Origin of the sequence: Streptomyces sp. NPDC018833 (assembly GCF_044390825.1) — a bacterium.
Taxonomy (GTDB): domain Bacteria; phylum Actinomycetota; class Actinomycetes; order Streptomycetales; family Streptomycetaceae; genus Streptomyces.
Genome location: NZ_JBIRZM010000006.1, coordinates 114,812 through 133,269, shown reverse-complemented (window position 1 = coordinate 133,269; position 18,458 = coordinate 114,812). Strand labels below are relative to the sequence as shown.

The window sequence follows — 18,458 nt, the reverse complement described above, 5'->3', positions numbered from 1 at the left end:
GGAGCGGCTCAGCGACGGACCTCCGGGAGGCCTATCGGATTCGGGAAGCGCAAGTCCGCCGCACACGCCCGCGCCAGCGGGGTCAGCGTCGTCAGCAGCTCATCGGTCGCCTCCATCCGCGCCGCCGCCCCGTCCGTCGCCGCCTCCACCGCGCGGTGGACCGCCCGGCCGGCGTCCGTCGCCGTGCCGTCCGGGGTCAACAGGCCCCGCCCCGTGAGGCGTTGGCATGCGGCCGCCCACTGGTCGTCCGACCAGCCGCGGTACGGCTGGAGTTCGGAGCGCGGCAGGTCGATGCCCGCCCGCAACGCCAGGATCTCGCAGCCGTCGAGCCCCGCGGCCACCAGTGCCGCCACGTGCCCGTCCCCGCGGTGCTCACGCAGGAGGGTGGCGCAGTGCCACAGCCGGTCGACCGGATCGTCCGGCCAGGGGAGTTCGGCGTTGGCCGCGGCGAGCGGGCGGCCGGCGAGGTCGAGGCTCCCCGCGTACGGCGTCAGCAGTTCCACGGCCCGGGCGGTCTCCGCCTCCAGACCCGTGAGCAGGCGGCACAGCGCCGCGCGCGCCCCCGTCCTGCGCAGGGCGAGCGCGTCGGCGGGTGAGACGAGGTCCCACACGGACGGCACGGCGCGGGTCACCATCGTGGGGGCGAACGAGAAGAACGCCGCGACCACCGGTCCCTGGCCGACCGGCCCCAGGGGCGCGGCCCGGCCGGCGAAGTAACCGCGCCAGAATCCCCGCAGTCCCGCGGCCTCGAAGGCGGCGTGGGACTCGGGTGCGAAGTAGGTGACGGCGTGGACCGGTTCGATCAGGGACCAGAGCGTACGGGCGGTGTTCTTCGGCGTGTCCATGTCCATGCTGGCATTCTGCCCCAGGAAGATCCGACGCCCGGCGCCGATACGTGCTACGGTGAAGGCGTTGCAGTTTTGGTACCCATGAACTTTGTGTGCGCCTGACGGGAATGCTTCCTCAGGCGCATGTTTTGTTTCCGGCAGTCTCCGGATGGGGTCAATGCAGCGACAGGGAATTCGCGCAGTGTGGATTCTCGGCTTGCCCCGTTTTAGGAGAATGACATGGCAACTGGCACCGTGAAGTGGTTCAACGCGGAAAAGGGCTTCGGCTTCATCGAGCAGGACGGCGGCGGCGCCGACGTCTTCGCCCACTACTCCAACATCGCCACCTCGGGCTTCCGTGAGCTCCAGGAAGGCCAGAAGGTCACCTTCGACGTCACGCAGGGCCAGAAGGGCCCGCAGGCGGAGAACATCGTCCCGGCCTGATCGCTGGACGTACACCTCGGCCGGGGTCCGCACCACACGGTGCGGGCCCCGGCTCGTTCTGTCCACAGGGACCAGGAAGGCATTGCCTATGAACCGCTCCGAACGTCCGGTACGAAAGCGACCGGCAGGCACCCGCGTCACTTCCCGCGCCTCCTCCCGCGCCGCGGCTCCCGCGAAGGGCGCCGGGAAGTCCGCCGCCCGCAGGCCGGCCGCGCCGCAGGAATTCACGCTGCCGGAAACCATCACCCCGGCACTGCCTGCCGTCCAGGCGTTCGGCGAGCTGGACATGCCGGCCGCCCTCCTCAAGACCCTCGACGCGCAGGGCGTCACCGAGCCCTTCCCCATCCAGGCGGCGACCCTGCCGAACACCCTGGCCGGCCGCGATGTCCTCGGCCGCGGGCGCACCGGGTCGGGCAAGACGCTCGCCTTCGGGCTCGCACTCCTCGCCCGCACCGCGGGCCGCCGCGCCGCGCCGAAGGCGCCGCTCGCGCTCGTCCTGGTACCGACCCGCGAACTCGCGCAGCAGGTCACCGATGCCCTCGCCCCGTACGCCACCTCCGTGCAGCTGCGGCTCGCGACCGTCGTCGGCGGAATGTCGATCAACAAGCAGGCGGGCACGCTGCGGCGCGGCGCCGAGGTACTCGTGGCGACGCCGGGACGGCTGATCGACCTCGTGGAGCGCGGCGACTGCCGCCTCGACGAGGTGTCCCTCACCGTTCTGGACGAGGCCGACCAGATGGCCGACATGGGCTTCATGCCCCAGGTCACGGCGCTGATGAAGCAGGTCGAGCCGGGCGGTCAGCGCATGCTGTTCTCGGCGACGCTGGACAAGAACATCGACCGGCTGGTCCGGATGTTCCTGACGGATCCCGTCGTGCACTCCGTCGACCCGTCCGCGGGCGCGGTCACGACGATGGAGCACCACGTGCTGCACGTGGCCGACGAAACCGACAAGAAGGCCGTCGCCGTACGCATCGCGGCCCGCGACGGCCGGGTGATCCTCTTCGTCGACACCAAGCGGAGCGCCGACCGCTTCACCAAGCGGCTGCTGGCCAGCGGCGTCCCGGCGGCGGCCCTGCACGGCGGCCGTTCGCAGCCGCAGCGCAACCGCACGCTGGACCAGTTCAAGAACGGGCAGGTCACCGCGCTGGTCGCGACCAACGTCGCGGCGCGCGGCATCCATGTCGATGACCTCGACCTGGTCGTCAACGTGGATCCGCCGGTCGACCACAAGGACTACCTGCACCGGGGCGGGCGCACCGCCCGCGCCGGTGAGTCCGGCAGCGTCGTGACCCTGGTGCTGCCGGAGCAGCGCCGCGAGATGACACGGCTGATGGCGGACGCGGGGATAGAACCGAGGACCGCGAGGATCAAGTCCAGCGACGAGGAGCTGGCCCGCCTCACCGGTGCGCGTGAACCGTCCGGCGTGGCGGTGACGATCGAGGTCCCGCAGCCGCCGGCCCCGGCGGAGAAGTCCGGGACGGCAGCCCGCCGCCGGCCTGCCCGCCGCCGCACGGACGCCCCACGGGCGTCGCACACCGAGCCGACCGGGCGTGGTCGTGCGCAGGGTGAGTCGACGGGCCGTGGTCGTGCGCAGGGTGAATCCACGGGCCGTGGTCGTGCGCAGGGCGATTCGGCCGGGCGTGGTCGTGCGCAGGGCGATTCGGCCGGGCGTGGTCGCGCGCAGGGCGATTCGGCCGGTCGCGGTCGTGCGCAGGGTGAGCCGACTGGGCGTGGTCGTGCGCAGGGCGGCTCCGCCGGCCGCAGCCGTGCGCGTCGCGGTGGCGGCGCCGGAGCCTGACCCGGGCTTCTTGAGCGGGGCTGGTCGACCTCCAGGCCCGCACGACTGACACTCCCGCGGCGACTTCACGGCCGCGGGAGCCTTCAGCCTTCGGCAGCGCGGCCCCTGATGGCCCCTCGGCCGCGGGGAGCCTCGGCCGGGCGGCAACAGACGTTCGGACCCCGGCCTGCCCCCCCACCCTCGGTCGAGGGCCGGGGGAGCGACACCCGCCTGCGACGACTCCAGCCTGTAGAGGGGCCGTTGGATCGGGCACGAGTCCGGGATGGTCCGCTCGTGGAGGCACCCCGTTGCGGTCCCCGGGCCTCCGGCGGAGGCGGGACGTGGCGTCGGGCCGGCGAGCTGTCCGGCATCTCTCCAAGACGATGCGTGGAGGACTTCGGGGGTCTCCCCGTACGCTCCCGACCCGCTTGCCCGAACGACCGCTGCGGCCCGGCGGTCCCAACGTGCCGTCGGCCAGGCAGACCTGTCGTGCCGCAACCGCGGTCCGGTTGCTCCAGCGGACGCGGCCCCACCGCCGGCGTACCGCGTTCGTGGCCAGGCCCTGGGGGCACCCCCCGGCGCCCCGCCCTCCCCGTTCCCCGTCACGGCCGCGGCAGCCCCGCCAGGATCTCCGAGGCCTCACGCATCACGCGGCCGATCAGTTCCTCGCAGCTCGGCAGGTCGTCGATCACGCCCGCCACCTGGCCCGACGCCATGACGCCGAGGTCCGTGCGGCCCTCGACCATCGAGGCGCGCAGCAGCATGGGGGTGTTGGCCGCGAGCAGAACCTGAGGCCAGCTCAGGTCCCTGCCGCGCCTCATCGCCAGGCCCTCACCGATCATCCGGCGCCAGGTCACGCCTGACAGCCGGCGGAACGCGGACGCCCTGCGCAGGGCCCGTGCCAGGGACATCATGCGACCCGCGCCCTCCAGCGAGGCGACCAGGTCGGTGCGGAGCATCCGGTGCGGCAGCCCGTCGACCGCCCTCGTCACCGTCACGTCCTCGACGCGCGCCGCCAGGTAGCGCGCCTTGACCTCGTCCGGGACCGTCGAGTCGGACGTCAGCAGGAAGCGGGTGCCCATGGCGACGCCCGACGCGCCGTACGCGAGCGCCGCGACCAGTCCGCGCCCGTCGTGGAACCCGCCAGCGGCGACGACGGGGATGTCGACCGCGTCCACGACCTGGGGGAGGAGCACGCTCGTCGCCACGCCCCCGGTGTGCCCGCCGCCCTCGCACCCTTGCACGATCACCGCGTCCGCGCCCCACGCCGCCACCTTCTCGGCGTGCCGCCGCGCCCCGACGCTCGGCATCACCACCACGCCCGCCTCCTTGAGTTCGGCGATCAGCTCCCGGGACGGGGCCAGCGCGAACGACGCGACCCGTACGCCCTCCTCGACGATGATCCTGACCCGCTCGCCCGCGTCCGCCGCGTCGGCGCGAAGGTTGACGCCGAACGGCGCGTCCGTGCGGGACCTCACCTCGCGTACGGCGGCCCGCAGCTCGTCCGTCGTCATGGTCGCCGAGGCGAGGACGCCCAGTGCTCCGGCGCGCGCCGTCGCCGTGACCAGTCGCGGGCCCGCGACCCAGCCCATGCCGGTCTGGACGACGGGGTGACGCACTCCGGTCAGCCGGGTGAGCGCGGTCTCCATCAGGACCGCACCTCCCGCTCGCGTACGCCGTCCGGGTCGAGGACCCCACGGATCAGCCGCAGCTCGTCGGCGGAGGGGTCGCGGGTGAAGAGCACCTCATCGGGGATCGCCGGCGGGAAGCCCGTCGCTTCGAGGACCTCGTCGACCGTCACCCCGGGGTGCAGCGATACCAGCCGCATCGAGTGGTCGGGGGTGGCGAAGTCGAAGACGCCCAGATTGCTCACGACCCGCTCGACCCGGTGGAAGCGCGCCCCGGCCGCCCGGTCGTACCCCACGCCGCACACCATGTCGACCCGCTCGACGAAGACCCGCGCCGAGTGCCGGGGGATCCAGTAACTGGTGGGATGGTTGAGGGTGTTGACCGGTGCGCCGCGCACCCCCAGGAGCTGCCGGCGGGGCCTTCGCCAGTCTCCGACGCAGGAGATGTTCTGGTTGCCGTAGCGGTCGAGCTGGCTCGCGCCCATCATCACGTGCCGCTTCCCGCCGGTGACCAGGGCGAGATGCCTGCGGTACGGCAGCCAGCCCTCCACCGTGCCGTCCGGGGCGAGGAGCATCGCCTCGCCGTCGGTCAGCAGCAGTTCGGGGGAGAAGGTGAGCCTGGCCAGACGCGCCCCGAGTGAAGGGATCGGGCCCATCGGGCTCGCCAGCACCTCGCCCGCGCCGCGCCACGCCTCGGCACAGGCGATCACACAGTGCTCGGCCCTGGTGACGCTCATGTCCGCTCCTCGTGCCAGGCCCGGACGGCCGACCGGTAGGCGCGCTCGTCCCCGGACAGGAAACGCGCCGAGAAGTCGGCCCAGGGCGTCGTCGCGTACATCCGCTGGAACTCCTCGTCCCTGGCGTGGTCGGGGGCACAGGAGGTGAAGTGTGCGCCGTTCGGCGCCTCGACGACCCCGGTGACCGAGTGCCGGGCGACCAGCAGCGTCTGCGGCACGGCGCCCTTGCTCAACTCGGCGGTCCCGACGAGCCGCTCGCAGGAGACGTACGCGGTGTCGGCGGCCTCGCAGAACAGATCGTCGAAGTACGGGTCGGGGCCGAGGTACTGGCCGTTGCCCAGCCGGTCGCAGCGGTTCAGGTGGACCAGCGCCGCGTCCATGCGCAGCGCGGGCGCGGCGACGAACGTCTCCCCGTCGTCGTACGGCGAGGTGACCGTGCGCAGCCCCGGATTGACCGTCATCACGTCGGAGCCGAGCCCGGCCCGGACCGGCAGGAAGGGCAGCCGGTTGGCGGCGGCGTGCAGGCCCCACATGAACATGGCCTCGTCGAGTTCCGTCAGCTCGAACGCCCCGCGCTCGCGCGCCGCCCGGTAGTGCGGTTCCAGCGGTACGGAGTCCAGGGTGACGAAGGGGGTCACCAGGCGGCGGATGCGTCCGGTGGCGGCGAGGAGGCCCACGTCGGGGCCGCCGTACGAGACCACGGTGAGATCGGTGATCCGGGACCGGAGCAGCGCACGCACCAGGGCCATCGGCTTGCGGCGCGAGCCCCATCCGCCGATGCCGACCGTCATCCCGCTGCGCAGCCTCGACACCGCCTCGTCGGCGGTCATGGTCTTGTCACTCATGCCGCGCCTCCTCGCGGGCGTCCGCCAGGCCGTGGTCGCCGCCGAACCTGCCGCGCACGCGCCCGCCCGCACCGCTCAGCTCCGCCTCGAAGGTGAAGCCCTGCTCGAAGCGGTAGCTGCGGCGTACGTCGACGGGGTCGATGCCGTTGATCGCGGCCTTCGCGAGACGCAGCAGCGTCCCGTCCTTCCGGGCGATCTCCTGCGCCAGCTCCAGGGCCGCGGAGAGGAGGTCGCCGCGCGGGACGGTCCGCCACACCGAGCCGTGTGCCTGCAGTTCGGCGGCGGTCGCGGTCCGCGAGGTGTAGTACAGGGCGCGCATCAGATGCCAGGGCACCAGCCGCGCCAGGTGGGTGGCCGCGCCGAGCGCGCCGCGGTCCAGTTCGGGCAGTCCGAAGACGGCGTCCTGCGAGGCGACGATCGCGTCCGCGTTGCCGACGAGGCCGATGCCGCCGCCCAGGCAGAAACCGTGGACGGCGGCGACGACGGGCACCTCGCACTCGTGGACGGCGGCGAACGCCTCCGCGCAGCCGCGGTTGACGTCCAGCAGGACCCGGTGGCCGTTGTCCCGCTGCAACTCCTTGATGTCCACGCCCGCGTTGAATCCGCGGCCCTCGGCGGCGAGGAGCACACAGCGGACGTCCGGGTCGCGCCCAGCGGCGCACACCGCGTCGGCGAGGTCGTACCAGCCCTGTACGGGAAGGGCGTTGACGGGCGGGAAGTCGACGGTGACGACGCGAATGCCCGTCCGCGGGCTTGCGGTGGAGACAGTCATGAGCGGATCATCTACCTTCCACCAAACGTTTGTTAGGTGAGAAAGGTAGCAGTCGATGGAGCTGGACGGGAGGGTCGCCGTCGTCACCGGCGGCACGCGCGGTGTCGGTGCGGGCATCGCGGGCGCGTTCGCGCGGGCGGGTGCCACCGTCGTCGCGTGCGCCCGCCGACCGCCCGAAGTGCCGTTGCCCGGCGTGGAGTTCATCGGACTGGACGTACGGGACGCGGCAGCCGTGGGGGAGTTCTTCGCCACCGTCGCCTCGCGGTACGGACGGCTGGACACCCTCGTCAACAACGCGGGCGGCACGCCGCACCGGCTGCTCCGGGAGGCCGGCCCGGAGCGGCACGCGCGCGTGATCGAGCTCAATCTCGTCGCACCGCTGACCGCCTCGCTCGCCGCCCGCCCGCACCTGGACGCCTCCCGCGGGTCGATCGTCATGATCGGCAGCGTGAGCGGGACGCGCCCTTCGCCGGGCTCCGCCGCGTACGGCGCCGCCAAAGCCGGTCTGGAGAGCCTGGCGCGGTCGATGGCCGTCGAATGGGCGCCCCGGGTCAGGGTGAACACGCTGGTGCTCGGCATGGTCCGCACCGAGCTGTCCGCCCTGCACTACGGGGACCAGGCCGGCATCGGCGCCGTCGGCCGCACCGTGCCGCTGGGCCGGCTCGCCGAACCCTCCGACGCCGGCGACGCGGCCGTCTTCCTCGCCTCCCCGCGCGCCGCGTACATCAGCGGGGCGTCCCTCCTCGTGCACGGCGGCGGCGAGCGGCCCGCCTTCCTCGACGCGTCCAGGGCGGATCTGCCGGGCGGACCCGCGGATCTGCCGGGCGGTTCCGCGGAGGAACCGGGCGGACCCGTGGACCTGCCAGGCGGATCCGCGGAGGAAGAGGCCCGCCGACGGCGGCGCGACGGCGCATGACACGTGGACGGGGCAAGGCGGACCAGGAGTAGCCGATGACGGCGACGACCGGGGAGGAGAGAAGCCATGACAGGCATGTGCGACGGACGTGTGGTGATCGTGACCGGAGCCGGGCGCGGCCTCGGCCGTGCCCATGCGCTGGCCTTCGCCGCCCACGGGGCGAAGGTCGTCGTCAACGACCTCGGCGTCTCGCTCCACGGGGCGGGCGGCTGCGCCGATCCGGCCCGCGCGGTCGTCGAGGAGATCGCCGCGGCCGGCGGCACGGCGATCGCGCACGCGGGCGACATCGCGACCACCGACGGCGCGGCGTCCCTGATCGCCGCCGCCGTCGACGCCTTCGGCCGGCTGGACACCCTGGTCAACAACGCCGGGTTCCTGCGCGACCGGATGCTCGTCAACCTGGACGAGGACGACTGGGACGCAGTCGTGCGCGTCCACCTCAAGGGCCACTTCCTGCCGCTCAAGCACGCGGCGGCGCACTGGCGGGCCGAGGCGAAGGCGGGGCGAGAGCCGGTGGCCAGGGTGGTCAACACCAGTTCCGGGGCCGGGCTGCTCGGCAGCGTCGGCCAGGGCAACTACGCGGCGGCCAAGGCCGGGATCCTCGCGCTCACCCTGGTCGCGGCGGCCGAGATGGGGCGGTACGGCATCCAGGTCAACGCCATCGCCCCGGCCGCCCGCACCCGGATGACCGAGCACACCTTCGGCGGCACGATGGCGGCCCCCGAGCACGGCGGTTTCGACGCGATGGCGCCGGGGAACGTCTCACCGCTCGTGGTCTGGCTCGGCTCCGCCGGCTGCGCCGGAGTGACCGGCCGCGTCTTCGAGGCGGAAGCGGGGCGCATCACCGTCATGGACGGCTGGCGACCGGGCCCCACCGCAGACCGGGGTGCCCGGTGGACACCGGCCGAGGCGGGCGGAGCCGTACGCGAGCTGCTCGCGCAGGCGGCGGAGCCGGGACCGGTGTACGGCGCACGGTGACGTTGTGCCCGGTCGGCGACCGAGTTGCGGACGACAGGTGAAGACCTGCGGCCCGGCGCTCCGCGAGCAGTGAACTCCCGGGAAATTCGCCTGGGTTGGCGTTGACGCGGCATGGTCTACGCGCATCAATGGTTGCCATGCGAATCCCCCCACGAATAGCTGCCGCCGGCGGTGTCGCCGCCCTCGTCTCCGCCCTTCTCCTCGGTGGCCAGGCCGCCGCCGCCCCCGCCGCCCCCACAGCGGTCGGTGACATCTGCTACTCCGACCTGCCCCCACAGGCGCACGACACGCTCGACCTGATCGAGCAGGGCGGGCCGTTCCCCTACGAACAGGACGGCACCGTCTTCCAGAACCGCGAGGGCATCCTGCCGTCGCAGTCGACCGGCTACTACCACGAGTACACCGTCGTCACGCCGGGCTCCCCCACACGCGGCGCACGGCGGATCGTCACCGGAGAGACGGAGCAGGAGGACTACTACACCGCCGACCACTACGAGTCGTTCGACCTCGTCGACCACGGCTGCTGACCCGCTGAACGGCAGCCCGCGACCGGTATCCTCCGCTCCGTGACGACCACCTATGTGATCGACGGGGCGGAGGTCACCGACCTGGACAGCTTCTGGACGGTGATCGGCGAAGCCGTCAACGGACCAGGCGGATACTTCGGCCGCAACCTCGACGCCCTCGCGGACTGCCTCCACGGCGGCATGGGCACCCCCGACGACGGCGACTTCGTCGTCGAATGGCGCGACCACGAACTCTCGCGCCGCGCTCTCGGCCGGGAGGAGACCGTACGGCAGCTGGGCCTGCGCGCCCGGCGCGCGGGCCCCGACAGCCGTGCCGAGATCCTCGCCCGGCTCGCGCGCGCCCGCGCCGGACAGGGCCCCACCGTCTTCGACTGGTTGGTGACGGTCTTCGAGGAAGCGGCACCGGGCAAACTCAGACTCCTGTGAGCCCTCAGCCCCGGGGGCCGGTCCGCGGGGCCCGGGTCCGCTGAGCGCTCAGGCCGTCGGGTCCGTGCGCGGCTCGGCGGCGCCGGAGGTCGTGCTTCGGGCAGGCCGCCGGGTCCGTCGTGGTCGTGCTTGGGGTAAGCCGCCGGGTCTTGCGTGGTCTTGCTCCCAGGCAGGCCGCCGGGTCCGTCGTGGTCCCGCTCCCGGGCAGGCCGCTAGGGCCGTCGCGGCACCGTCGCCTCCAGGCGCCGCCTCAGCCGGTCGTCCCTGATGTGCCGTACCGCGTCTGTCGCCGTACCGTGCGCCGGGCTCGCGGAGTCCCCGTCGGCGAGGAGGCGCACCAACGCAGCCACAGAACGTGGATCCTGACGGATCGCCAGTCCGCGTGCCGCCTCCGCGGCGGTGTCCGCGTCGGGATCGTCGAGCCGGGCCGCCAGCGCCTCACGGATCTCCGGGGTGTCGGCGTCCAGTTCGGCCAGCGCCGTCGTGGACCAGTCCCTGACCGCGTCGGCCGGGTCCCGGCTGAGCGTGATCAGGGCGGCGATCGCCTCGGCGTGGTCGCCGGGGACCAGGCCGCACAGCGCGAGTGCCACCCGGTGACGGACCGCCGCGTCCTGGTGCCCGGCGTGCCGCAGGACGTCGTTCAGGGCCGAGGGGTCCGCGTGGTGGCCGAGCGCCGTGACCGCCGCCTGGATCAGCTCGGCATCGCGCGCCTCCCGGGACAGCTCGCGCAGCAGGGGCAGCGCCCGCGCCGCGAACGGCCGCACGATCCTGTCGGCGTCCCGTGGACTCGCGTCACCTCGTACGTCCCCGTCCCGCGCGGGAAGCTCCGCGCCTCCATTCGCCGCGCGGCCGTCCGCCGTGTCGCCGTCCGCCGTGCGGCTGCCTGCCGCGCCGCCGTAGGTGAATCCCAACTGCCCCAGGATGTCCGCCGCGAACGCCTGGTGCAGCGGATCGTCGCTCGCGCACCACGCGGCCGCGGCCTGGAACGTCTCCTCGTCGCCGCGCCGCCACAGCACCGTCACCGACTCGATCCAGTCGTCCCGGTCCGGGTCGCCCTCGCGCAGGGCCCGTTCCGCCAGGGTCGCGTACGGGGTGCGGATGCCGAGGTCCTCCTCCAGGAGCGTGGCGATGGCCCCATGCCCGGTCTGCTGTTCGTTGCCCGCCGCCGGTACGCCCTCGCGCAGCACCTCCACGACGACCGTCTCCCCGCCGTCCTCCGCCACCCGCCGCGAGACGGTCTCCGCCCCCGGCTCGTGCGACAGCAGACTCTTGCGCAGCTGCTGCTCCACATCCAGCGTCAGCCAGCGGCGGGCCTCCTCCAGCGCCTTGGCCCGGGCGCTCGCGCCGTGTCGCAGCAGCGCACGCACGGTCGACGGGGACCCGCGCCGGGCCGCGACCACCAAAGGGGGCTCGCCGCTCGGACAGGTCAGGTCCGGGTCGGCTCCGTGCTCCAGCAGCGCCTCCGCCGTCTCCGCGTGCCCTTGGCCCACCGCCCAGGTCAGCGCGGTGAAGCCGAGCAGTTCCCGTCGGTCGGGCGTGGCGCCCGCGGTGAGCAGGGCGCGTACGACTCCGGTGTGGCCACCGACGGCCGCCCCGCACAGCGGCAGGTCGTCGTTCTCCGGCCCGCAGGCCCGGTCGGGATCGGCGCCCGCTGCCAGCAGCAGCCGTACGATGCCCGTCTCGCCCTCCACGGCCGCCAGGTACAGCGGCGTCTGCCCGTCCTCGTCCACGGTGTCGGCCGGAACGCCCGCGCGCAGCAGCCGCACCACCGAGTCGTCGTCGCCCTCGTACACGGCTGCGAACAAGCCGCGCGCGTCCGCCCGCTCCCCGTCCGCCGTGCCCTGGTCCGTGCGGCCCTCGTCCACGTGACTGTCGTCCATGGCACGACCCTACGGAGACGGTGTCAGGTGTCGCATTCGAGAATCGTCCGGCACAGCCCGCACCGGGCGCGCACCCGGCCCCGGACGGGCACCCGGATGCGCTGGTGGCAGGTGGTGCACGGAAAGGACACCCGCATCCCGCCCGGGCCGGGCTCGAAGACGTACGCGCCCTGGCCCGCGTGCTGCCGCGCGGGATCCTCCAGCGCGTGGCGGCGGTCCTTGGCGTAGCGGTGGCGGGCGAGGCGGCCCGCGGTGGTGAGCGGAGGGCGCCGGGCGTCACGCAGCGCCTGTGCGCGCCCGGCGGTGTACGCGGAATAGCCCTCGGCGCTGGTGAACCACGGCGAGGGGTCCTCGCCGAAGGTCAGGGCCCGCCCGGCGAGCACGTAGCCGAATTCCTCCGGGGTGAGATAGCCCAGCTTCTGGCTGGACATGCCGTCCTCGCGGAACGCGTCCAGCAGCAGCCAGCCCGCCCCGAGATAGGTGGTCACCGTGTCGGTGAGGATCTCGTTGTCGCGCCGGCCGGGGAAGGAGAGCCCGAGCCGGTGCAGCAGCACATGGGTGATCTCGTGGGCGAGAGCGGCGCCGATGTCGCGCCGGTGCGTGCGGAAGCGGTCGTTCAGCTCGATGAAGTACTCGGGGCCCGCGGCCAGTTCGACGCTCGCGGCGTGTTCCATCTCGCGGAAGCTCACGATCATGCGCGCGTTGGGCAGCCGCAGATGCCGGACCAGAGCGCCGGCGACCCGCTGGGCGCCCAGGTGCAGATCGTCCTGGTCGTCGAAGGCCACGTCGGCGGGCAGCACGCTCGGGGCGTAGGAGTGCACGCCCTCGGGCGAGAGCCGGCGGTACAGGGCGGTGACCGCCGACCGCACGGTGTCCAGGTGCGGGAACCCGTGCACCACCTCGCTGCCGTTCGCCACGTCCCGTACCCCCATACACGACAGTCGGCCGCTTTCAACTCTACGGCCGGGCTGGGGAAGGGCCTCGGGACCAGGCCGGCCCGCGCCCTCGCACATGGCCGAAACACGCTTCTTGTGGGGCCGCTGATCCGGTGCGGATAATCCGGCACACGTCTTTGTCGGGCGCATGTCATTATCCGTACTGCCGCATGCGTGCGAACGAGGCGCACTCTCAACCCCCCACGAAAGGCAGTCCGTTGAAGCAGCTTCTGCGTGTGCTCAAGAGATGCGCCGTGGCCGGGGCCGTCGTGCTCGCCGCGATCAGCCTCCAGCCCAGCTCCGCCTCGGCCGCCGCCCCGCCCGTCGTCGGCGGCACCCGCGCCGCCCAGGGCGAGTTCCCGTTCATGGTCCGGCTCTCCATGGGCTGCGGCGGCGCGCTCTACACCAAGGACATCGTTCTGACCGCCGCCCACTGTGTGAGCGGCTCCGGCAACAACACCAGCATCACCGCGACCGCCGGAGTCGTGGACCTGCAGAGCCCCAGCGCCATCAAGGTCCGCTCCACCAAGGTCCTCCAGGCCCCCGGCTACAACGGCTCCGGCAAGGACTGGGCGCTGATCAAGCTTGCCCAGCCGATCAACCTGCCCACGCTGAAGATCGCCGAGACGACGGCGTACAACAGCGGCACGTTCACCGTCGCCGGCTGGGGCGCGGCCCGCGAGGGCGGCCCGCAGCAGCGCTACCTGCTCAAGGCACAGGTTCCGTTCGTCTCCGACGCCAGCTGCGGGCAGGCGTACGACGAACTCATAGCGGGTGAGGAGATCTGCGCCGGCTACAACCAGGGCGGCGTCGACACCTGCCAGGGCGACTCCGGCGGACCCATGTTCCGCCGGGACAACGCGGGTGCCTGGATTCAGGTCGGCATCGTGAGCTGGGGCTACGGCTGCGCCAGGGCGGACTACCCCGGTGTCTACACCGAGGTCTCGACGTTCGCCACCGCGATCAAGTCCGCGGCCGCCACGCTGTAGCCCTGGCGGCGGCAGTCAGCACACCGGGAGGGTCGGGCCGACGGGCCCGCCCCCCTTCCGCGACCCCCGCCACGCCGCGCGCCGCCGCACCGCATCCGCGCGCCTCCCGGTGTGCCCCGCCCTACTTCCGCGCACCCCCGCCACGCGCCGCCGCATCCGCACCCCTCCTGTCGCACGCCGCCGACAGGGCCGCCTGCCGTCAGCGCAGCAGCACCTCACGGTCCGCCGCACAGCCCTCCAGCTCCAGCACCCACACGTCGTTCCCACCCGCGCGCAGCACGGGGCCGGGCACGTACAGCGCCTGCTGCGGACCCTTCGACCAGTACCGGCCCAGGCCGAACCCGTTGACCCACACGAAACCGCGCGTCCAGCCGGGCAGTTCGAGCCAGGCGTCCCCCGGCGACGCCACCTCGGCGACACCCCGGAACAGTCCTCGGGCCCCCTCACCGGGCGCATCCCGCCACGGCAGCCGGTCGACCGCGGCCACCTCGAAGGCGTCCAGCCGCAGCCCCCGCGCCCGTACCCCGTGCAGATACTGCCGCTCGTGCAGGACCCCGCCCGTGATGCCCTTCGGCTCGCCGGTCGCGGCCCGTAGTTCACCCGGCCCAGCGACTCCACCCACAGCTCCACGGCGGCCGGCCCCGGCACCCGCTCGGAGAGGGCCGCTTCCTCCTCTTCTCGCCCGCGACGCCGCCCAGCCCCTGTCCGTCGCCGAGCATGCGGCCCGGCACGGCATGACCCCCGCCGAACTGCGCACGGCCGTGCGCCGCGGTGCCGGAGGCAGCCCCAAGACCACCTCCTCGGCATCCGGCTGGGCCACGCCAAGGAACTCCTCGCGACCACCGACCTGCCCGTGGCGGCCGTGTCCCGGCGGTTCGGCTACGAGGACCCGGCCTACTTCTCCCGGCTCTTCACCCGCCAGGTCGGCCTCGCGCCCGCCCGCTTCCCCGAGCAGCAGGGACGCAACGTCCCCGGCGGCTGGAGCGACCGCGTCCCGGACCCTGAACACCCCCGACCGTCATCGGTAGCTGGACGTAAGCTCCATGACCATGACCACGAAGGACATCGACGAGAACGTGCGCGCCGAACTGACCCGCCTGCGCGAGAGCATCGACAACATCGACGCAGCGGTCGTGCACATGCTCGCCGAACGCTTCAAGTGCACCCAGCAGGTCGGCCACCTCAAGGCCGAGCACCACCTGCCGCCCGCCGACCCGGCTCGCGAGGCCCGCCAGATCGAGCGGCTGCGCCAGCTCGCGGAGAGCGCGAACCTGGACCCCGCGTTCGCCGAGAAACTGCTCAACTTCATCATCGCCGAGGTGATCCGCCACCACGAGACCATCGCAAGCGGACCCCCGCCGGCGAACGAGGAGTAGGGCCGGGCCCTGCCCGCGCACGCCGTGCGGCCCAGGTGGCGCGGCTCGAACGCGAGATCGAGGACCTCACCACACGCCTCGCGACTCAGGAGGCCACATCGGGCAGGCCGGTGCCGGGTCAGCGGTCACTCGCGTACGCCCGCCAGCTCCACCGCCCTGCGGCGCGAGGAGAGGCCGGCCGGAGCGACCGCCGAGATCACGGCGAGCACCGCGCAGGCGCCCACAGCCGCCGCGAGCGTCGCCCACGGGATCTCGATGGACGTCCGCACCGAGAGCAGGCCCAGCGCGCTCCAGAGGCCCACCAGGTTGAGCCCGGCGACCAGCGCTCCCAGCAGCCCGCCGACCATGACCACCACCAGCGCCTCGGCGCCCACCAGCCGCAGCACCTGCCACCTGGTGGCGCCGGCCAGACGCAGCACAGCCAGTTCGCGGACCCGGTCGGAGGTCGCCATGACCATCGTGTTGGCCAGCGAGATGCCGGTGTAGAGGAGGGCGATCCCGAGGACCAGGAAGAAGCCCATCCGGGTCGTCCTGTTGGTTTCGGGGTACGTCGCGCGCACCCAGGCGTCCCTGGTGAGGACCTCCCCGCCCGACGCCCGCACCGCCTGACGCAGACCTGCGGCCACGGTGCCCGTGTCGGCACCGTCCGCGAGGCGTACCTCGACCCGGTCGACGGGCGCCGCGGGGGCGTTGCGCGCGGTGACGTAAACGCCGTTGTTGCCGGTGCCGACAGTCATGACCGCGGCGATCTTCAGTGACTCCTCGTTCCGTCGCCGAGCCACACGTCCACCCGCTCGCCCACGGTGTGCTTCTCCCACTCCTCGTTGACGATGATCGAGTCGTCGTCCAGGTCGGTCACCTTCCCTGCGGCGAGAGGGAGACGAGCTGTCGCCGCGAGCGGTTCCGGCTCGACAGCCCTGGCATCGGACCTGATGAGCGCCACGCCCTCCTCCAGGACGTACACGGCGCTCGACGAGCTCGCCGAGACCTCGGCACCGGACACGGCCTGAAGCCGCCGCAGCGTCCCATCGTCGAAGCCGGCACCGACCGCCGGAGTGACCACGAAGTCGGCGGCCGTCTGCTCGCGCACCTCGGTGGCCTTCGCCTCATCGAGGGTCGCGGTGGCGCCCAGCAATGAGCCCGCCAGCGCCACCGTGACCAGCACGGGCGCCGCGACGGCGGCGGTTCGGCGCACCCCGGCGGTGGCGTTCTCCCGCACCAGCATCCCGCCGGCACCCGGCAGTTGGGCCGGCAGCCAGGCGATCAGCCGGGCCAGTGGCCGCACCAGCACCGGCGCGAGCAGGGCGACCGCGGTGATCAGCAGCATCGGCCGGCTCACATAGGTCTTGCGCTGCAGCAGGTCGCCCGGGTTCATCACCAGGGCCAGGGCCGGCGTCACCACGGCGGTGATCAGCAGGGCCGCGCCGAACAGCCGGCGGCCCCATGTCATCGTCCGGGTGTCCACGGACGCCTCGCGCAGCGCCTCGGCGGGACCGGTGCACCCCGCCCGCCAGGACGCGGCCAGCACGCCGCACAGGGCCACGAACAGGCCCGTCCAGAACGCCATGTGGTAGGGCCAGGTGTAGTCGCCGATGGTGAACCAGCGGGGCGCGAGGCCCTCGTCGACCGCCCACTCGGCGAGCTTCGGAGCCCCGTGGGAACCGAGTGCACAGCCGGCGGCCGAGGCGAGCACACCGACCGCGAGCGCCTCGCAGACGACCATGCGGCGGATCTGCCCGGGGGTCGCCCCGGCGGTGCGCAGCAGCCCGAACTCGCGGCGCCGCTGGGCCACCGCGAACGCGAAGGTCGAGGCCACCACGAACACTGACACGAACCCGGTGACGCCGCCGGCCGTGCCGAACATGGCGTTCATCGCGGTGAGGGCCTCGCTGTCCCGGTCGGGGTCGGCGTCGGCGTACCGGCGTGCGTCCCCGGTGAGGACCTGGACGCCCTCGCTGCCGCGCACCGCCTCGCGCACGGCCGCCGCATCGGCGTCGACCACGAGCTGGAGCCTGCGCGGCGACAGTGCGGCGGCGCGGGTGTCGGTGTAGAACACGGCGTTCTCGAAGCCCAGCCGGGCCACGGTGCCGACGACGCGCACGGTGCCGCCGTCGGTCCGCACCCGGCTGCCCGGACGGGCCCAGTCGCCGCTGACGACGACCTCGTCGGCGGCCTCGGGCGTGCGTCCCGCGTCGAGCTCGTACGGCGCGAAGGCTGCGGTGGACCAGGGGTGGCCCACCAGATCGGCGGGCCCGCCCTCGGCTCGCACGGCGAACGACCGGTCCTCGACGATCATCCCGAGGTCCCGCAGCTTCGCGACCGCGTCGTCGGGCACGGCACGCGGCTGCGCGAGCTTCTGGGTGCGGTCGCCGATCGAGGTGGGCACCTCGATGGTGTCCTGACCCTTGACGACGACCGGCGCGGCGGCGAACCGCTCCGGCCCCCGGTCGGGTGCGTCCAGCGAGGACGCCAGGGCCAGCCCCATGACGGCGATCAGCGCCACGCCCAGGGAGAGGGCGACGAAACCGCCGACGAAGGTGACCCAGCGGGTGCGCAGGGTGCGCGGCGCGGTGCTCAGCACGGCACCGCCTCGAGCTTGGTCATGCGCGCCGCGATGTCCTCGGCACAGGCGCCGATCAGCTCACCGTTGACACGGCCGTCGACGAGGAAGACGACGCGGTCGGAGTAGGAGGCGGCGACGGGGTCGTGGGTGACCATGATGATCGTCTGGCCGTCCCGGTCGACCATGCCGCGCAGCAGGGTCAGCACCTCGCGGCTGGTCTGCGAGTCGAGCGCGCCGGTCGGCTCATCGCCGAACAGCACTTCGGGGCGGGTGATCAGGGCACGGGCCAGGGCAACCCGCTGCTGCTGACCGCCGGACATCTCCGTCGGCCGGTGCCGCGCCCGGTCGCCGAGTCCGACCTGTTGGAGCACCTCGCGCACTTGGGCCTTCTTCGGGCGGCGGCCGGCCAGCCGCAGCGGCAGGGCCACGTTCTGCTCGGCGGTCAGCGAGGGCAGCAGGTTGAACGCCTGGAACACAAAGCCGATGCGCTCGCGGCGCAGCAAAGTCAGCTTCGTCTCGCTCAGCCTGCTCAGCTCCGTGTCGCCCACGGTGACCGAGCCCGACGTGGGCCGGTCCAGGCCCGCGGCGCACTGCAACAGGGTCGACTTGCCGGACCCGGACGGGCCCATCACGGCGGTGAACGTCCCCCTCGGGAAGGCCAGCGATACCTGGTCGAGGGCGGTGACGAAGGTGCCGCCCGAGCCGTACCGCCGGGTTACGGAACGCAATCGGATCGCGTTGTTGCTCATATGTTCCCCCACCAGCACCTGCTCCTTCGCCCGTTGGCTCGTTGGTGCCTCCACGAAACCGCGGATGCCCCTGGTGACGCAGTACG

At 73.1% G+C, this 18,458-nt stretch carries 16 protein-coding genes and 3 pseudogenes; 9 read left to right on the top strand and 10 right to left on the bottom strand.

The features are described from left to right. Window positions 1-8: 8 nt before the first annotated feature. The gene (locus ACH5AF_RS14765) at window positions 9-851 is read right to left on the bottom strand and encodes a hypothetical protein (RefSeq protein WP_398902034.1); all 843 of its coding nucleotides are present in this window, start codon (window positions 849-851) and stop codon (window positions 9-11) included. A 216-nt stretch (window positions 852-1,067) separates the two neighbouring features. Between ACH5AF_RS14765 and ACH5AF_RS14760 the strand changes: the two genes are divergently transcribed. Both ACH5AF_RS14760 and ACH5AF_RS14755 read left to right on the top strand, forming a co-directional pair. Continuing rightward, window positions 1,068-1,271 carry a cold-shock protein gene (locus tag ACH5AF_RS14760; protein WP_020871138.1) on the top strand — a complete coding sequence of 68 codons (204 nt, stop codon included), beginning with the start codon at window positions 1,068-1,070 and terminating at the stop codon, window positions 1,269-1,271. Window positions 1,272-1,359: 88 nt separating this feature from the next. Then, on the top strand, window positions 1,360-3,072 hold the full coding sequence (locus tag ACH5AF_RS14755) for a DEAD/DEAH box helicase (protein WP_398902033.1): 1,713 nt from the start codon (window positions 1,360-1,362) through the stop codon (window positions 3,070-3,072). A gap of 581 nt (window positions 3,073-3,653) precedes the next feature. Here ACH5AF_RS14755 and ACH5AF_RS14750 read toward each other — a convergent pair. The 4 genes from ACH5AF_RS14750 to ACH5AF_RS14735 are packed head-to-tail and all read right to left on the bottom strand — an operon-like array spanning window position 3,654 to window position 7,033. Then, window positions 3,654-4,700 (bottom strand): NAD(P)H-dependent flavin oxidoreductase, encoded by a 1,047-nt coding sequence (locus ACH5AF_RS14750; RefSeq protein ID WP_398902032.1) that lies wholly within the window; start codon window positions 4,698-4,700, stop codon window positions 3,654-3,656. Further along, window positions 4,700-5,416 carry a CoA-transferase subunit beta gene (locus tag ACH5AF_RS14745; protein ID WP_398902031.1) on the bottom strand — a complete coding sequence of 239 codons (717 nt, stop codon included), beginning with the start codon at window positions 5,414-5,416 and terminating at the stop codon, window positions 4,700-4,702. Before ACH5AF_RS14745 ends, ACH5AF_RS14750 begins: the two co-directional genes overlap by 1 nt. Continuing rightward, window positions 5,413-6,261, bottom strand: coding sequence for a CoA transferase subunit A (locus ACH5AF_RS14740; protein ID WP_398902030.1), 849 nt, complete (start codon window positions 6,259-6,261; stop codon window positions 5,413-5,415). Before ACH5AF_RS14740 ends, ACH5AF_RS14745 begins: the two co-directional genes overlap by 4 nt. Beyond that, on the bottom strand, window positions 6,254-7,033 hold the full coding sequence (locus ACH5AF_RS14735) for an enoyl-CoA hydratase family protein (RefSeq protein WP_398902029.1): 780 nt from the start codon (window positions 7,031-7,033) through the stop codon (window positions 6,254-6,256). The genes ACH5AF_RS14740 and ACH5AF_RS14735 overlap by 8 nt, the downstream gene beginning before the upstream one ends. 55 nt (window positions 7,034-7,088) lie before the next feature. Between ACH5AF_RS14735 and ACH5AF_RS14730 the strand changes: the two genes are divergently transcribed. The 4 genes from ACH5AF_RS14730 to ACH5AF_RS14715 all read left to right on the top strand — a co-directional run bounded on the left by ACH5AF_RS14730 (window position 7,089) and on the right by ACH5AF_RS14715 (window position 9,880). Continuing rightward, a complete protein-coding gene (locus tag ACH5AF_RS14730) occupies window positions 7,089-7,949 on the top strand; it encodes an SDR family oxidoreductase (protein WP_398902028.1) in 861 nt (286 codons plus the stop codon). Between the two features lie 66 nt (window positions 7,950-8,015). Beyond that, a complete protein-coding gene (locus tag ACH5AF_RS14725) occupies window positions 8,016-8,927 on the top strand; it encodes an SDR family oxidoreductase (protein ID WP_398902027.1) in 912 nt (303 codons plus the stop codon). 137 nt (window positions 8,928-9,064) lie between these two features. After that, on the top strand, window positions 9,065-9,454 hold the full coding sequence (locus ACH5AF_RS14720) for a ribonuclease domain-containing protein (RefSeq protein ID WP_398902026.1): 390 nt from the start codon (window positions 9,065-9,067) through the stop codon (window positions 9,452-9,454). Between the two features lie 39 nt (window positions 9,455-9,493). Continuing rightward, window positions 9,494-9,880 carry a barstar family protein gene (locus tag ACH5AF_RS14715; RefSeq protein ID WP_398902025.1) on the top strand — a complete coding sequence of 129 codons (387 nt, stop codon included), beginning with the start codon at window positions 9,494-9,496 and terminating at the stop codon, window positions 9,878-9,880. Window positions 9,881-10,092: 212 nt separating this feature from the next. On the opposite strand, the gene ACH5AF_RS14710 is transcribed toward ACH5AF_RS14715, so the two are convergent. Together ACH5AF_RS14710 and ACH5AF_RS14705 are read right to left on the bottom strand one after the other, a co-directional pair. Next, entirely contained in the window at window positions 10,093-11,760 is a 1,668-nt protein-coding gene (locus tag ACH5AF_RS14710) for an ankyrin repeat domain-containing protein (protein ID WP_398902024.1), read from the bottom strand. A gap of 23 nt (window positions 11,761-11,783) precedes the next feature. Further along, entirely contained in the window at window positions 11,784-12,692 is a 909-nt protein-coding gene (locus tag ACH5AF_RS14705; protein WP_398902023.1) for a hypothetical protein, read from the bottom strand. Window positions 12,693-12,913: 221 nt separating this feature from the next. Between ACH5AF_RS14705 and ACH5AF_RS14700 the strand changes: the two genes are divergently transcribed. Next, window positions 12,914-13,684, top strand: coding sequence for a S1 family peptidase (locus tag ACH5AF_RS14700; RefSeq protein ID WP_398902022.1), 771 nt, complete (start codon window positions 12,914-12,916; stop codon window positions 13,682-13,684). A gap of 199 nt (window positions 13,685-13,883) precedes the next feature. Here ACH5AF_RS14700 and ACH5AF_RS14695 read toward each other — a convergent pair. Further along, window positions 13,884-14,380, bottom strand: a pseudogene (locus ACH5AF_RS14695) (beta-galactosidase); the annotation flags it as partial. On the opposite strand from ACH5AF_RS14695, the pseudogene ACH5AF_RS14690 reads away from it, so the two are divergent. Next, window positions 14,347-14,696: pseudogene (locus ACH5AF_RS14690) on the top strand (helix-turn-helix transcriptional regulator); the annotation flags it as partial. The pseudogenes ACH5AF_RS14695 and ACH5AF_RS14690 sit on opposite strands and share 34 nt — an antisense overlap. Before the next feature lie 37 nt (window positions 14,697-14,733). Beyond that, window positions 14,734-15,060, top strand: a complete 327-nt coding sequence (locus tag ACH5AF_RS14685; RefSeq protein WP_398902021.1) for a chorismate mutase — start codon at window positions 14,734-14,736, stop codon at window positions 15,058-15,060. Window positions 15,061-15,185: 125 nt separating this feature from the next. Here ACH5AF_RS14685 and ACH5AF_RS14680 read toward each other — a convergent pair. Both ACH5AF_RS14680 and ACH5AF_RS14675 read right to left on the bottom strand, forming a co-directional pair. After that, window positions 15,186-17,641, bottom strand: a pseudogene (locus ACH5AF_RS14680) (ABC transporter permease). Further along, entirely contained in the window at window positions 17,635-18,372 is a 738-nt protein-coding gene (locus tag ACH5AF_RS14675) for an ABC transporter ATP-binding protein (protein WP_398902277.1), read from the bottom strand. Before ACH5AF_RS14675 ends, ACH5AF_RS14680 begins: the two are co-directional and overlap by 7 nt. Window positions 18,373-18,458: the final 86 nt, after the last annotated feature.

What these genes read in the sequence shown, in the direction of transcription:
- ACH5AF_RS14685 (WP_398902021.1), top strand. Translation starts at nt 14,734, where the DNA reads ATGACCACGAAGGACATCGACGAGAACGTGCGCGCCGAACTGACCCGC.
- ACH5AF_RS14760 (WP_020871138.1), top strand. Translation starts at nt 1,068, where the DNA reads ATGGCAACTGGCACCGTGAAGTGGTTCAACGCGGAAAAGGGCTTCGGC.
- ACH5AF_RS14675 (WP_398902277.1), bottom strand. Translation starts at nt 18,372, where the DNA reads ATGAGCAACAACGCGATCCGATTGCGTTCCGTAACCCGGCGGTACGGC.
- ACH5AF_RS14720 (WP_398902026.1), top strand. Translation starts at nt 9,065, where the DNA reads ATGCGAATCCCCCCACGAATAGCTGCCGCCGGCGGTGTCGCCGCCCTC.
- ACH5AF_RS14740 (WP_398902030.1), bottom strand. Translation starts at nt 6,261, where the DNA reads ATGAGTGACAAGACCATGACCGCCGACGAGGCGGTGTCGAGGCTGCGC.
- ACH5AF_RS14730 (WP_398902028.1), top strand. Translation starts at nt 7,089, where the DNA reads ATGGAGCTGGACGGGAGGGTCGCCGTCGTCACCGGCGGCACGCGCGGT.
- ACH5AF_RS14710 (WP_398902024.1), bottom strand. Translation starts at nt 11,760, where the DNA reads ATGGACGACAGTCACGTGGACGAGGGCCGCACGGACCAGGGCACGGCG.
- ACH5AF_RS14705 (WP_398902023.1), bottom strand. Translation starts at nt 12,692, where the DNA reads ATGGGGGTACGGGACGTGGCGAACGGCAGCGAGGTGGTGCACGGGTTC.
- ACH5AF_RS14765 (WP_398902034.1), bottom strand. Translation starts at nt 851, where the DNA reads ATGGACATGGACACGCCGAAGAACACCGCCCGTACGCTCTGGTCCCTG.
- ACH5AF_RS14755 (WP_398902033.1), top strand. Translation starts at nt 1,360, where the DNA reads ATGAACCGCTCCGAACGTCCGGTACGAAAGCGACCGGCAGGCACCCGC.
- ACH5AF_RS14725 (WP_398902027.1), top strand. Translation starts at nt 8,016, where the DNA reads ATGACAGGCATGTGCGACGGACGTGTGGTGATCGTGACCGGAGCCGGG.
- ACH5AF_RS14745 (WP_398902031.1), bottom strand. Translation starts at nt 5,416, where the DNA reads ATGAGCGTCACCAGGGCCGAGCACTGTGTGATCGCCTGTGCCGAGGCG.
- ACH5AF_RS14750 (WP_398902032.1), bottom strand. Translation starts at nt 4,700, where the DNA reads ATGGAGACCGCGCTCACCCGGCTGACCGGAGTGCGTCACCCCGTCGTC.
- ACH5AF_RS14735 (WP_398902029.1), bottom strand. Translation starts at nt 7,033, where the DNA reads ATGACTGTCTCCACCGCAAGCCCGCGGACGGGCATTCGCGTCGTCACC.